The organism is Frigoribacterium sp. AP1 (assembly GCF_056680555.1).
In genome coordinates, this window is the sequence record NZ_CM155288.1 from 2443864 (window position 1) to 2456943 (window position 13080).

Annotated in this window: 13 protein-coding genes; 9 read left to right on the forward strand and 4 right to left on the reverse strand. The window is 70.6% G+C overall.

Annotation, left to right across the window (positions count from 1 at the left end):
• Position 1: 1 nt before the first annotated feature.
• The 3 genes from AC1MBW_RS11700 to AC1MBW_RS11710 are packed head-to-tail and all read left to right on the forward strand — an operon-like array spanning position 2 to position 2676.
• Complete coding sequence (locus AC1MBW_RS11700) at positions 2-463, forward strand: DUF6993 domain-containing protein (RefSeq protein WP_480024577.1); 462 nt, start codon at positions 2-4, stop codon at positions 461-463.
• A gap of 37 nt (positions 464-500) precedes the next feature.
• A complete protein-coding gene (gene ettA, locus AC1MBW_RS11705) occupies positions 501-2186 on the forward strand; it encodes an energy-dependent translational throttle protein EttA (protein ID WP_480024578.1) in 1686 nt (561 codons plus the stop codon).
• 16 nt (positions 2187-2202) lie between these two features.
• Positions 2203-2676: an acyl-CoA thioesterase gene (locus tag AC1MBW_RS11710; RefSeq protein WP_480024579.1), complete on the forward strand. Its 474-nt coding sequence runs from the start codon at positions 2203-2205 to the stop codon at positions 2674-2676.
• A gap of 27 nt (positions 2677-2703) precedes the next feature.
• Here AC1MBW_RS11710 and AC1MBW_RS11715 read toward each other — a convergent pair whose 3' ends face one another.
• Positions 2704-3573 carry an acyl-CoA thioesterase gene (locus AC1MBW_RS11715; RefSeq protein ID WP_055973780.1) on the reverse strand — a complete coding sequence of 290 codons (870 nt, stop codon included), beginning with the start codon at positions 3571-3573 and terminating at the stop codon, positions 2704-2706.
• A 21-nt stretch (positions 3574-3594) separates the two neighbouring features.
• Here AC1MBW_RS11715 and AC1MBW_RS11720 point away from each other — a divergent pair, with 21 nt between their 5' ends.
• On the forward strand, positions 3595-4266 hold the full coding sequence (locus AC1MBW_RS11720; protein WP_480024580.1) for a DUF8185 domain-containing protein: 672 nt from the start codon (positions 3595-3597) through the stop codon (positions 4264-4266).
• Between the two features lie 51 nt (positions 4267-4317).
• Here AC1MBW_RS11720 and AC1MBW_RS11725 read toward each other — a convergent pair whose 3' ends face one another.
• The 3 genes from AC1MBW_RS11725 to pepN all read right to left on the reverse strand — a co-directional run bounded on the left by AC1MBW_RS11725 (position 4318) and on the right by pepN (position 8470).
• Positions 4318-4737 (reverse strand): globin, encoded by a 420-nt coding sequence (locus AC1MBW_RS11725; RefSeq protein WP_054145218.1) that lies wholly within the window; start codon positions 4735-4737, stop codon positions 4318-4320.
• A gap of 62 nt (positions 4738-4799) precedes the next feature.
• Positions 4800-5801: a mechanosensitive ion channel family protein gene (locus AC1MBW_RS11730; protein WP_480024581.1), complete on the reverse strand. Its 1002-nt coding sequence runs from the start codon at positions 5799-5801 to the stop codon at positions 4800-4802.
• A gap of 128 nt (positions 5802-5929) precedes the next feature.
• Entirely contained in the window at positions 5930-8470 is a 2541-nt protein-coding gene (gene pepN / locus AC1MBW_RS11735; protein ID WP_480024582.1) for an aminopeptidase N, read from the reverse strand.
• A gap of 91 nt (positions 8471-8561) precedes the next feature.
• Here pepN and AC1MBW_RS11740 point away from each other — a divergent pair, with 91 nt between their 5' ends.
• From AC1MBW_RS11740 to AC1MBW_RS11760, 5 genes are all read left to right on the forward strand, one after another.
• Positions 8562-9188 carry a mycothiol-dependent nitroreductase Rv2466c family protein gene (locus tag AC1MBW_RS11740; RefSeq protein ID WP_480024583.1) on the forward strand — a complete coding sequence of 209 codons (627 nt, stop codon included), beginning with the start codon at positions 8562-8564 and terminating at the stop codon, positions 9186-9188.
• A 90-nt stretch (positions 9189-9278) separates the two neighbouring features.
• Positions 9279-9764, forward strand: coding sequence for a ribose-5-phosphate isomerase (locus AC1MBW_RS11745; RefSeq protein ID WP_480024584.1), 486 nt, complete (start codon positions 9279-9281; stop codon positions 9762-9764).
• 107 nt (positions 9765-9871) lie between these two features.
• Positions 9872-10846, forward strand: a complete 975-nt coding sequence (locus AC1MBW_RS11750; protein WP_480024585.1) for an Fpg/Nei family DNA glycosylase — start codon at positions 9872-9874, stop codon at positions 10844-10846.
• A gap of 68 nt (positions 10847-10914) precedes the next feature.
• A complete protein-coding gene (locus AC1MBW_RS11755) occupies positions 10915-11538 on the forward strand; it encodes an FMN-binding negative transcriptional regulator (RefSeq protein ID WP_480024586.1) in 624 nt (207 codons plus the stop codon).
• The gene (locus tag AC1MBW_RS11760) at positions 11535-13043 is read left to right on the forward strand and encodes an amidohydrolase (protein ID WP_480024587.1); all 1509 of its coding nucleotides are present in this window, start codon (positions 11535-11537) and stop codon (positions 13041-13043) included. Before AC1MBW_RS11755 ends, AC1MBW_RS11760 begins: the two co-directional genes overlap by 4 nt.
• Positions 13044-13080: the final 37 nt, after the last annotated feature.

A 13080-nucleotide genomic window follows, 5' to 3' on the forward strand; every position in this document is an offset into this window, starting at 1 on the left:
CGTGACCGGTTCGAGACCCCCACGCGGCCTGGCGCTCGCCGCGATCCTGCTGGCCGTGGTGGTCCCCCTCGCGGGCTGCACGTCGTCACCCGAGCCGGCGCCGACGACGCCGCCCACGGCGACGTCGACGGGCGCTCCGGCGTTCTCGTCCGAGTCCACGGCGGCCGAGGCGCTGGCCCACTTCGACGAGGTGAACGCCGCGACCGTCGCGGCGAACGCCCGCCCGGGCGGGCGTGCGGTCGTCGACGCGCTGGTGGCCGCGGGCTTCGACAAGTCGACGATGCAGGTCACCGCCGACACGACCTCGATCGGCCGCGACGCCGACGGTGTGCAGTTCTCGGTGCTCTGGGGCCAGGACTGCCTGATCGGGCAGGTCTCCGGTGCGGGGTACTCGAGCCAGACGGCGCCGGTGCTCGGCACGGGCGCCTGCCTCGTGGGGTCGACCCGAGCCATCGACTGGTGACGTCGGGGGCGGGGCCCCGCCCGATAGACTCGCTGCCATGGCCGAATACATTTACTCGATGGTGCGCGCCCGCAAGGCGGTCGGCGACAAGCTGATCCTCGACGACGTCACCATGTCGTTCATCCCGGGGGCGAAGATCGGTGTCGTGGGGCCGAACGGCGCCGGCAAGTCGACGATCCTCAAGATCATGGCGGGCCTCGACACCCCCAGCAACGGCGAGGCGAAGCTCAGCCCCGGCTACTCGGTCGGCATCCTGATGCAAGAGCCCGAACTCGACGAGACCAAGACCGTCCTCGAGAACGTCCAAGAGGGCGTGGGGCCGATCAAGCAGAAGCTCGACCGCTTCAACGAGGTCTCGGCCGCCATGGCCGAGCCCGACGCCGACTTCGACGCGTTGCTCGCCGAGATGGGCATCCTGCAAGAAGAGATCGACGCCGCCGACGCGTGGGACCTCGACTCCCAGCTCGAGCAGGCCATGTCGGCCCTGCGCACGCCTCCGGGCGACCTCGAGGTCGCGAACCTCTCCGGTGGTGAGAAGCGCCGCGTGGCGCTGTGCAAGCTCCTGCTGCAGAAGCCCGACCTCCTGCTGCTCGACGAGCCCACCAACCACCTCGACGCCGAGAGCGTGCTCTGGCTCGAGCAGCACCTGAGCAAGTACCCCGGCGCCGTGCTCGCCGTGACCCACGACCGGTACTTCCTCGACCACGTCGCCGAGTGGATCGCCGAGGTCGACCGCGGCCGCCTCTACCCCTACGAGGGCAACTACTCGACCTACCTCGAGAAGAAGGGCGAGCGCCTCCAGGTCCAGGGCAAGAAGGACGCCAAGCTCGCCAAGCGCCTCGCCTCCGAGCTCGAATGGGTCCGCAGCAACGCCAAGGGCCGCCAGGCCAAGTCGAAGGCACGTCTGGCGCGCTACGAAGAGATGGCGAACGAGGCCGAGCGCACGCGCACCTTGGACTTCGAAGAGATCGTGATCCCCGTGGGCCCGCGCCTCGGCTCGCAGGTCATCGACGCCAAGAAGCTGCACAAGGCGTTCGGTGAGCGGGTGCTCATCGACGACCTGTCGTTCACCCTGCCTCGCAACGGCATCGTCGGCGTCATCGGCCCGAACGGCGTCGGCAAGACGACCCTCTTCAAGACCGTCGTCGGCCTCGAGCCGCTCGACGGCGGCGAGCTGAAGGTCGGCGAGACGGTCGACATCTCGTACGTCGACCAGAGCCGTGGCGGCATCGACCCGAACAAGAACCTGTGGGAGGTCGTGTCCGAGGGGCACGACTACATCCAGGTCGGCAAGACCGAGATCCCGTCGCGCGCCTACGTGTCGCAGTTCGGCTTCAAGGGCCCCGACCAGCAGAAGAAGGCCGGCGTGCTGTCCGGTGGTGAGCGCAACCGCCTCAACCTGGCGCTGACCCTCAAGCAGGGCGGCAACCTGCTGCTGCTCGACGAGCCCACCAACGACCTCGACGTCGAGACCCTGGGCAGCCTCGAGAACGCGCTGCTCGAGTTCCCCGGTTGTGCCGTCGTCATCACACACGACCGGTGGTTCCTCGACCGCATCGCGACGCACATCCTCTCGTGGGAGGGCCTGAACGAGGACGGCACCCCCAACTGGTACTGGTTCGAGGGCAATTTCGAGGCGTACGAGGAGAACAAGATCGAGCGCCTCGGTGCCGACGCGGCGAAGCCGAGTTCGGCCACGTACCGCAAGCTCACGCGCGACTGACCGGCACCGCACCGTCATGACCCGCCTGCACGTGCCGACCCGAGTCCGCTGGAGCGATCTCGACGGGTACCGACACGTGAACAACGCGTCGATGCTGCGCCTCCTCGAGGAGGCGCGCATCGACGCGTTCTGGTCGGCCGACGGGGCGATCGACGAGCGGTCGTCGGCCGCCGTACTCGACGGCAGTCCGAACGCCACCACCATGACGCTCATCGCCCGGCAAGAGCTCGAGTACCTGATCCCCATCCCGTACCTGCGGGCCCCGCTCGACGTCCAGATCTGGGTCGGACGTCTCGGCGGAGCGAGCCTCGAGGTCTGCTACGAGGTCTGGTCGCCCGAGGGCGTCGAACCCCGGCAGCTGTTCACGAAGGCCGCCACCACGATCGTGCTCGTCGACTCGGCGAGCAACCAGCCACGACGCATCTCCGACGTCGAGCGCGACGCCTGGTCGCCGTTCGTCGAAGAGCCCCTGGCCTTCCGTCGGCGCTGACCCGGCGCTGAACCGGCGCGAGTCGGATCAGCCTCGCGGCACCCGCACCATGCCCTCTTGCGCGACGCTCGCCACGAGCGTGCCCTCGCGGTCGTAGATGCGCCCGAGCGAGAGCCCGCGGCCACCGACCGCGTTGGGGCTCTCTTGCACGTAGAGCAGCCACTCGTCGACTCGGGCGGGGCGGTGCCACCACATGGCGTGGTCGAGGCTCGCGACCTTGAGTCCGGGGGTGACGAACGCGACGCCGTGACGCCGGTAGATCGGTTCGAGCAGGGTGTAGTCGCTGGCGTACAGCAGGGCGGCGCGGTGCAGGTCGGCGTCGTCGGGCAGCGGGCCCGTCGCCTTGAGCCAGACGGCCTGGTGAGCGACGTGGTCGCCCTCGACGCTGAAGAACACGGGCGAGGGCACGTGACGCATGTCGAACGGACGCCGCGCCCACGACTGGGCGACGGGGTTGTCGACGGCCGACAGCAGCTCGGCGTCGCTCGGGACGTCCTCGGGGTCGGGCAGCCCGGTGGGCATGGCGACCTGGTGGTCGAGCCCCTCGTCGGGGGTCTGGAAGGACGCGATCATCGAGAAGATCGGCACGCCGTCCTGCGAGGCCTGGGTGCGGCGGGTCGCGAACGAGCGACCGTCGTGGATGCGGTCGACCGTGAAGGTGATGGGGATCGTGAGGTCGCCGGGCCGCAGGAAGTACGAGTGCAGCGAATGGACGTCGCGTCCGCCCCCGACGGTGCGCTGGGCGGCGACGAGGGCCTGGGCGGCGACCTGCCCGCCGAACACGCGACCGAGCGGCTCGGGCTGTGACCCCCCGGTGAAGACGTCCTGCCCGCCGACGTTGCCCGCCGGCGAGAGGTCGAGGGTGGACAGCAGGCTCTGCAGCGGATCGACGGTCACCCGATGTAGTTTAGGGGGCCGATGAACGACGCATTCACCCTCCCCGACTCCCTGTCCCTCAGCGATCTCGCGACCTATCTCGGGCGTGCCGGCCGGGTGGAGGACGGTTCGGTCCGGCTCATCGCCGGCTCGGGTGTCCTCGCCGTCTACGTCGCCGTCTTCTACCCGATGGGGCTGCTCGACTCGAGCCCCACCGTGCTGGGGCTCCGCACCTTCCAACTCGACGACCGTCCCGAGTTCGACGCCGTGGTGCCGGTCCGGTCGCTGAAAGAGCGCCTCCTGCGCCTGCAGAACGACGTCGTCGACCCGACCGCGCCGGTCACCGTGTCCGTGCCGGCCACGGTGAACACGGTGACCTGGGCAGCCATCTCGCCGCCTCGCGGCGGCTGGGCACGGCTCGGCCCGATCGAGGCCGATCGCCTCCGCTCGACGGCCGAGGCAGGAATCGCCCGTGTCGCCGAGGCGATCCCCACGGGCACCGGCGAGCAGATCGTCCACCGGGTGCGGGCCGACGTGTGGTCGGCCCCCGTCGAAGGCGCCGAGGGGGTCCCGGCCGGCGCCGGCTTCGGTGCGCTCAGCCTGGGCTTCCTCGACGGCGAGGACGAGGTCGCCGTCTTCGAGACCGGCACCTGGACGCGCCTCACGACTCCCAAGGGCCACGTCCTCGTGAAACGGCGGTCGTCCCTGCTCTGACGAGCGGTCCGATGCCGAACCGTCCGAGACGAGCGGTCCGTCGGCGAGCGGTCAGCGCTCGAACGTGTTGACCATGGCCTGGGCGGCGCGGTCGAGGTAGCCCCAGAGCATCGCGTCGTCGAGGGGCGCGAGTTCCAGGTCGTCGACGGCCACCCGCATGTGCTGCAGCCAGTGGTCGCGTGCCTCGGGCGTCACCCGGAACGGCATGTGCCGCATGCGCAGGCGGGGATGCCCACGCTCCTGGCTGTAGGTGGTGGGTCCGCCCCAGTACTGCTCGAGGAACCCCGTCAAGCGCTGGATCGCCCCTTCGAGATCCGACTCGGGGTACATCGGCCAGAGCACGTCGTCGGTCCGGACGCCCTCGTAGAAGCGGCGGACCAGCTTCTCGAAGGTCGGCCGCCCGCCGATCTGCTGCCAGAAGTTGCCCTGGGCGGCGTCGTCACCGAGACCCCGCCGGACGGTGACCGGCACGGCCGACGGCGGGGGAGCCGCGGGCTGGTCGGTGGACGGGCGCGGCGTCAGCGGGAGGTCGCTCACTTGCGCTTGCTCCGCGGCACATGGGGCGTGGGCACCGTACGCGGCGCCCGGGCGCCCTGGACCGAGGAGGCGCTGTCGAAACCGGTCAGGACGACGCTCGTCAACGAGGGCAGCACGATGTCCATGGCGTCCAGGGTCTTCTTGAGACGTGAGCGCAGTTCGCGGTCGACGTTGTCGCGATCGGAGGACCGGGTCTTGGCGACGATGCGGATCACCACGTGCTCCTCGGCGATCGACTGGATGCCCCAGACCTCGGGTTGGTCGATGATGGCGCGTCGCCACTTCGGGATCGCGGCGAGCTCGTTGGCCGTGTTGAGCATGGCGTCCTGCACCTGGTCGACGTCGGCCGAGTACGGCACGGCGAGGTCGATGACCACGCGCGTCCAGCCCTGGGACATGTTGCCCACCCGCAGGATCTCGCCGTTGCGCACGAACCACAGCACGCCGTTGACGTCACGCACCTGGGTGACCCTGATGCCCACCGCCTCGACCACGCCGGCGGCGGGTCCGACGTCCACGACGTCGCCCACGCCGAGCTGGTCCTCGGCGACCATGAAGATGCCGTTCAGCATGTCCTTGACGATGTTCTGGGCGCCGAAGGCGAGACCCGCCCCCACGACCCCGGCCGCGCTGACGATGGCGACGGCGTTGAAGTTGAGTTCGCCGAGGATCAAGACGAGCGCGATGCCTGCGACGACGACCGTGACCACGTTGTTCAGCACGCTGCCGAGGGTGCGAGTGCGCTGCACGACCCGGACCGCCTGGAGCGGCGAAGCCATGAGGGCCTGCGTGTCGTCGACGTTCTGCTTTCGCTTGATGCCGTTCACGACCTGGTCCACGACCCGACGGATGGTGAAGTGCAGGGCGACGCGCAACAACACCGCGACGAGCAGGATCGCGACGATCCGGATGGGGACGCGCCACGTCGTCCAGAACGCGTCCCAGTCGAAGGCGATCGGGGCGGCGGGGTCGGTGGCAGCTGCGAGGAGGAGGTCCATATGAGCGACAAGTCAAGCACGCCGCCGCAACCCCACCCGAGAGGCGCCTGGACGCCGGAACGGCGGGCCCTGTGAGAGGGCCCGCCGTCCGGGTCGATCATCGGGCCGTCGGGCGGCCCGGGTCGTGACTACTGCTGGTCGACCGCCTGCACCCGCAGGGCCCGCTCGACGCCCGCGACGCTCTCGCTCACGATGCGGCGCAGGGCCGGCGTCTCGGGGTTCGCCTCGAGCCACGCGTACGACGCGTCGACGAGCGCCTGATCGGCGAGGCCGGCCGGGTAGAGCCCCGAGACGAGGGTGTCGGCGATGTGGTAGCTGCGCGACTCCCAGATGCCGGTGAGCGACGAGAAGTAGCGCTCGACGAGCGGCTGCAGGATCGCCGGGTCGTTCGTGTGCTGGAACCCGAGGGTCGTCGCGCGGACGATGGCGTTGGGCTGCTCGGCGCTGTCGACGACCGACGCGAAGGCGGCGAGCTTGCCCTCGGTGGTCGCGATCGTCGCACGGGCCCGTGCGGCCGCCTGGGCGCCGTTCGCCGTGTTGTCCTCGGCGAGGGCGGCGTCGATCTCGGCCTCGCCGGCGCCGCCGACGAGCACGAGGCCCTCGAGCAGCTGCCAGCGCAGGTCGGTGTCGACCGTGAGGCCCTCGAGGGCGCGAGACCCGTCGAGCAGACCGGCCAGCGCCTCCTCGTGCTCATCGGTCGACGCGATCGCGGCGAAGAAGGTGACGAACTGGAACTGGGCGTCCGACCCGGCCTCGGCGCCCTGGGCCAGGGCCCAGAGACCGTCGCCGACCTCGGTGATCGTGGAGGCGCGGCGTGCGGGGGCGACGTAGCTGCGGGCGGTCTGCAGCAGCTGCGAGAGCGTGGTGCGGATCGTCGTCGACTCGGTCTCGGTCGCGATGTTGTCGAGCACGAGCCGCACGTAGTCGGAGGCCGAGGTCTCGGCGTCGCGCGTCGCGTCCCAGACCGAGCCCCAGACGAGGGCGCGGGCCAGAGGGTTCGAGATCTTCGACAGGTGCGCGATCGCGGTGGCGAGCGACACCTCGTCGAGGCGGATCTTCGCGTAGGCGAGGTCGTCGTCGTTGATCAGCACGAGGTCGCCGCGGTTCAGGCCGACCAGTTCGGGCACCTCGGTGCGGGTGCCGTCGACGTCGATCTCGACGCGGTCGGTGCGCACCAGCGCGTCGCCCTGCAGGGCGTAGAGGCCGATGGCGAGGCGGTGCGGCCGGATGGTGGGGTGGTCGGCGGGCGCCTCTTGCAGCACGGCGAACGAGGTGATCACGCCGTCCTCGTCCACCTCGAGCTCGGGACGCAACGTGTTGACACCCGCGGTCTCGAGCCAGAGCTTCGACCAGCTGGTCAGCTCGCGGCCCGAGGTCGCCTCGAGCTCGACGAGCAGGTCGCTCAGCTCGGTGTTCGAGTGGTGGTGCTTCTTGAAGTACGCGGCGACGCCGGCGTAGAAGGCGTCGATGCCGACCCAGGCGACGAGCTGCTTGAGGACCGACCCGCCCTTGGCGTAGGTGATGCCGTCGAAGTTGACCTGGACGTCCTCGAGGTCGGTGATCGTGGCGACGACGGGGTGGGTCGACGGCAGCTGGTCCTGGCGGTAGGCCCAGCTCTTCTCCATCGCCTGGAAGGTGGTCCAGGCCTCGGTCCACTCGGTCGCCTCGGCGGTCGAGATGGTCGAGGCCCACTCGGCGAACGACTCGTTCAGCCAGAGGTCGTTCCACCACTTCATCGTGACGAGGTCGCCGAACCACATGTGGGCGAGCTCGTGCAGGATCGTGACGACGCGGCGTTCCTTGATGGCGTCGGTCACCTTGCTGCGGAAGACGTAGGTCTCGACGAAGGTGACGGCACCCGCGTTCTCCATGGCGCCGGCGTTGAACTCCGGCACGAAGAGCTGGTCGTACTTCTCGAAGGGGTACGCGTAGTCGAACTTGTCCTCGTAGTAGGCGAAGCCCTGACGGGTCTTCTCGAAGATGTAGTCGGCGTCGAGGTACTCCGTGAGCGAGCGACGCGTGAAGATGCCCAGCGGGATCGTGCGGCCGTCGGAGCTGGTGAGGTCGCTGCGGACGACGTCGTACGGGCCGGCGATGATCGCCGTGACGTAGCTCGAGAGCACGGGCGTGGGCGAGAACGTCCAGGTGCCGGTCTCGCCGTCGACGACGGGTTCAGGGGTGGTCTGGTTGCTGACGACCTGCCAGCGTGCGGGCGCGGTGACCGTGAACTGGAACGTCGCCTTGAGGTCGGGCTGCTCGAAGACCGCGAAGACGCGGCGGCTGTCGGGCACCTCGAACTGCGAGTAGAGGTAGACCTCGCCGTCGACCGGGTCGACGAAGCGGTGAAGGCCCTCGCCGGTGTTGGTGTACTCGGCGTCGGCGACGACCTCGAGCACGTTGTCGGCGGCCAGCTCGGCGAGCTGGATGCGGACGCCGTCGGAGACCGCGTCGACGTCGAGCGCGGCACCGTTGAGGGTCACCGAGTGCACGGTGCGGGTGAGCGCGTCGATGAAGGTCGACGCGCCGGGGGTGGCGGTGAAGCGCACGGTGGTCGAGCTGCCGAACACCTCGTCGCCGCGGGTCAGGTCGAGGGCGATCTCGTACGACTGCACGTCGACGACGTTCTTGCGCTCTTGCGCCTCGACGCGGGTGAGGTTCTCTCCGGGCACGCTGGCTCCATCCGTCTGGGGGGTGAGGGGGGACTCGTGGTCCGCTGAAAGCCTAGACCGGCTGTACGACACCGGGGTGTTGACTGGAGGCATGACCGACACCCCCGTCCCCGCGCCCCACACCGTCGTCGACTTCTGGTTCGACCCCTCGTGTCCCTGGGCCTGGATGACCAGTCGCTGGGTCGACGAGGTCGCGCGGCACCGCGACCTCGACGTCACCTTCCACGTCATGAGCCTCGCGGTGCTGAACGAGGACGCCGACGTCAGCGACGAGTACAGGGCGAACTTCGCCCGCATGCTGCGCTACACGCGTCTCGTCACGGCCGCGGGCGAGCTCCACGGTCAGCAGATCGTCAAGCCGCTGTACGACGCCCTCGGCACCCGCATCCACCACGAGGGCGAGAAGGACGGCGACGTCGTGATCGCCGGGGCCGTGGCCGAGGTCGGGCTGCCCGCCGACTTCGCGCGGTACGCCGACGGCGACGAGTACGACGAGCAGATGCGCGCCAGCCACTTCGACGGCATCGGCCGCGTCGGCCAGGACGTCGGCACCCCCGTCATCGCGGTCGACGGCGTGGCCTTCTTCGGCCCCGTCATCTCGCCCGCACCGAAAGGCGACGAGGCCGTCCGCCTCTGGGACGGCGTGGTCGCCGTGGCGTCGTACCCCGGGTTCTTCGAGATCAAGCGCTCCCGCACGGTCGGGCCGATCTTCGACTGAGGACCCGCGCCTCCTCGGGCCCCGACGGCGGACCACGAGGAGGCGCGGTGCCGGTCGGCCCCGTCGTGGCCCGGTTCTAAGATGGTCACCATGCGCATCCACGTGGCGACCGATCACGCCGGCCTCGACTTCAGCACGACCGTCATCCAGCACCTCACCGACGCGGGCCACGACGTGACCGACCACGGTCCGACGAGTTACGAGCCTCTCGACGACTACCCGTCGTTCTGCATCGCGGCGGCGCGGGCGACCGTGCGTGACCAGCGTGCCGGCCACGCGGCGCTCGGCGTCGTCTTCGGCGGTTCGGGCAACGGCGAGCAGATCGCCGCGAACAAGGTCGAGGGGGTCCGGGCGGCCCTGGTCTGGAACGACTCGACCGCGAAGCTCGCCCGTCAGCACAACGACGCGAACGTCATCGCCATCGGTGCGCGTCAGCACACCGAGGCCGAGGCGCTCGCCTTCATCGACGCGTTCGTCGCCGAGCCGTTCAGCCACGACGAACGCCACGTGCGCCGCATCGCGCAGGTCGGCGAGTACGAGACCACGGGCGCCATCGCCGGTCACCCGGTCGACTGACGACGTAACGTCGAGAGCGGCGAGACCCCGTTGGGGGCCTCGCCGCTCCGTCGTCTCCGCCGTCACGCGTGAGACCGTCACCACCGACCACCGAGAGAGGTGCCGCCGTGCCCGAGGGCCATTCCGTCCACCGCATCGCCAACCAGTTCGAGCAGAGCTTCGTCGGCCACCGCGTCGAGCTGAGCTCGCCCCAGGGGCGGTTCGCCGACGGGGCGACCCGGCTCGACGGCGCCACGATGGTCGACGCGAAGGCCGTCGGCAAGCAGATGTTCCTCGAGTTCGACAACGGGCTCTGGCTGCACGTGCACCTCGGGCTCTACGGCGCCTGGGACTTCGCCGGTGACATCGCCACGGGCCACTCGATGGCCGAGTCGCGCACGCGCCGGGCAGCGACCCGCAAGGCCGAGAACGCTCCCGACGACGACGGCGAGGACTCGATGGCCAGCATCGGTGCCCCTCGCAGGACGCGCGTGCGCATGGCCGAGCAGGAGAAGACCGAGGACGACATCGAGTCGTTCCCGCCCGAGCCCGTCGGTCAGGTCCGCGTGCGTCTGCTGACCGACACCGCCGTCGGCGACCTCCGTGGCCCGACGAAGTGCGAGGTCCTCGACGCGGCCGGGGTCGACCTGGCGATCTCGAAGCTCGGCCCCGACCCCCTGGTCGACGCGCCCAAGAAGGGCAGCGACCGCTTCGTCACGACCGTCCGCAAGAAGCGCACCCCGATCGGTCTGCTGCTGATGGACCAGAGCGTCGTCAGCGGCATCGGCAACATCTACCGCGCCGAGCTGCTGTTCCGCGCCCGGCTCGACCCGCACACGCCCGGCAACCAGGTGCCCGAAGACGTGCTGCGCGCCCTCTACGAGGACTGGACGAAGTTGTTGAAGAGCGGCGTCGAGCTCGGCCAGATGATGACCATGGACGGCCTCACCAAGGCCCAGCACGCCAAGGCGTTGCGCAGCAGGGCCGACCGGCACTGGGTCTACCACCGCGAGGGCCTGCCCTGCCGGGTCTGCGGGACGAACGTCGTGATGGAGATGGCCGCGGGTCGCAAGCTGTACTGGTGCCCGACCGACCAGGTCTGACCGGCCCGCCGTGTTACGTCCGTGTCACAGCTTTCAAGCGCGGCTGAAAGCTGTGCCAGGGTGACATCATGCGGCACACCCCCACGTTCGTCTTGTCCGACGTCGACGAGGTCAAGCGGTTGATCCGAGAGAACCCCTGGGCCACGATCGTGTCCCACACGGCCGCGGGACTCGTGGCGTCGCACTACCCGGTCGTGCTCGAGCAAGACGACGCCGACCCCGATGCCATCGTGATCGTCAGCCACGTCGGCCGTCCCGACGAGCGGTCGCACGAGCTCGGTGAGCACGAGGTCATGGTGATCGTCCAGGGCCCGCACGGCTACGTCTCACCGGGCTGGTACCCGGCCGAGCAGATCATCCCCACCTGGAACCACGTCACCGCGCATCTGTGGGGCACCCCCGAGATCCTCTCCGACGACGAGAACTTCCGGGTGCTCGGCGAGCTCGTCGACCACTTCGAGCGCGTCATGCCCGAGCCCTCGACCCTCACCCTCGACGACGAGGGCTCTCGGCGGGTCGCGAAGGGCACCGTCGGCATCCGCCTGCGCGTCACCCGGTTCGACGCCCGCGCCAAGCTCAGCCAGAACAAGGCGCCCGAGGTCGTGGACCGCATCGTCGACGAGCTCGAGCACGGCGAGCACTACGCGCAGCCCGCGCTGGCCGCCGAGATGCGCCGGGTGCGCGACCGATGACGGTCGGCGTCGGCACCCCGGCCGATGAGGCGCGGCGCACGCTCCTGAGGGACGTCCGCCTCGTCGGCGGCGGGCCCGCCCCCGTGGACGTCCTGCTCGACGGCGGCCGTGTCGTCGCCCTCGCGTCCGGTCTCGCCCCCGACGGCGCCGAGGTGGTCGACCTCGACGGCCGCTGGCTCGCCCCGGGCCTCTGGGACTCCCACGTCCACATGGACCAGTGGGCGCTGGTGCGCCGTCGGCTCGACCTGTCGCGGGCGCGGTCCGCCGCCGAGGCGGCCTCGATCGTGGGGGAGCGCTTGCGCGACGAGCCGGTCGAGGCGGGTGGCACCCTCGTCGGCTACGGCTTCCAGGACGCGCTCTGGCCCGACGCCCCGAGCCGTGCGCTGCTCGACTCGGTGGCGGGCGACGTGGCGGTCGTCCTGGTCAGCAACGACCTCCACTCCGTCTGGCTCGACTCGTCCGCCCTGGCCCGTCACGGTCACGCCGACCACCCGACCGGTCTGCTGCGCGAGCAGCCGGCCTTCGACGTCAGCGCCGCCGTGAGCGTCGTCCCGGACGAGCAGCTCGACCGGTGGGTGGCCGAGGCCGTCGACGCGGCTGCCGCGCGGGGGGTCGTCGGCGTCGTCGACCTCGAGATGACGCTGTCGCTCGACCGCTGGAGCCGCCGCGTGGCCGGCGGGACCCGCGGACTGCGCATCCGACCCGGGGTCTACCCGCGCGACCTCGACGCCGTCGTCGCCCGCGGGCTGCGCACCGGCGACGAGATCCCGGGCACCGACGGCCTCGTCACCATGGGGCCGTTCAAGATCATCACCGACGGCTCCCTCGGCACCCGCACCGCGTGGTGCCACGACCCGTACCCCGGGCTCGAGGGCGACCCCGCGGCCCGGGGGGTGCGCATCTACGAGACCGAGGAGCTCGTCGGGTGGCTGCGCCGCGCCTCCTCGGCGGGGTTCGTGCCGGCCGTGCACGCGATCGGCGACGCCGCGAACGCCCAGGCGCTCGACGCCCTCGAGAAGGTCGGCTGCGGCGGCAGCATCGAGCACGCGCAGTTGCTCGACGCGCGCGACGTCGACCGGTTCGCGCGCCTCGGCATCGTGGCCAGCGTGCAGCCCGAGCACGCCATGGACGACCGTGACGTGGCCGACCGGCTCTGGGCCGGCCGGACCGACCGCGCGTACCCGTTCGAGAGCCTCGTCGCCGCGGGGGTGACCCTCAGGCTCGGGTCGGATGCGCCGGTGGCCCCGCTCGACCCCTGGGTGGCGATGGCGGCGGCGATCTCGCGGTCGCGCGACGGACGCGAGCCGTGGCACCCCGAGCAACGCGTGGTCGCCTCGGCGGCGCTCGCGGCCTCCACGGGCGGCCGGGCGAGGGTGGAGGTCGACTCCGTCGCCGATCTCGTCGTCACCGAGGCCGACCCGCTCACCGCGACCGACGACGTCCTGCGCGCCCTCCCCGTCGCGGGCACGCTGCTGGCCGGGCGGTGGACCCACCGGACCCCCTGACCATCGGCCCGGGTGTTTCCCCGATGTTTCGTGGCCA

Bases quoted from the DNA above. Each gene is read 5' to 3' on its own strand.
- ettA (WP_480024578.1), top strand. From the start codon at position 501: ATGGCCGAATACATTTACTCGATGGTGCGCGCCCGCAAGGCGGTCGGC.
- AC1MBW_RS11710 (WP_480024579.1), top strand. From the start codon at position 2,203: ATGACCCGCCTGCACGTGCCGACCCGAGTCCGCTGGAGCGATCTCGAC.
- AC1MBW_RS11720 (WP_480024580.1), top strand. From the start codon at position 3,595: ATGAACGACGCATTCACCCTCCCCGACTCCCTGTCCCTCAGCGATCTC.
- AC1MBW_RS11730 (WP_480024581.1), bottom strand. From the start codon at position 5,801: ATGGACCTCCTCCTCGCAGCTGCCACCGACCCCGCCGCCCCGATCGCC.
- AC1MBW_RS11740 (WP_480024583.1), top strand. From the start codon at position 8,562: ATGACCGACACCCCCGTCCCCGCGCCCCACACCGTCGTCGACTTCTGG.
- AC1MBW_RS11745 (WP_480024584.1), top strand. From the start codon at position 9,279: ATGCGCATCCACGTGGCGACCGATCACGCCGGCCTCGACTTCAGCACG.
- AC1MBW_RS11755 (WP_480024586.1), top strand. From the start codon at position 10,915: ATGCGGCACACCCCCACGTTCGTCTTGTCCGACGTCGACGAGGTCAAG.
- AC1MBW_RS11760 (WP_480024587.1), top strand. From the start codon at position 11,535: ATGACGGTCGGCGTCGGCACCCCGGCCGATGAGGCGCGGCGCACGCTC.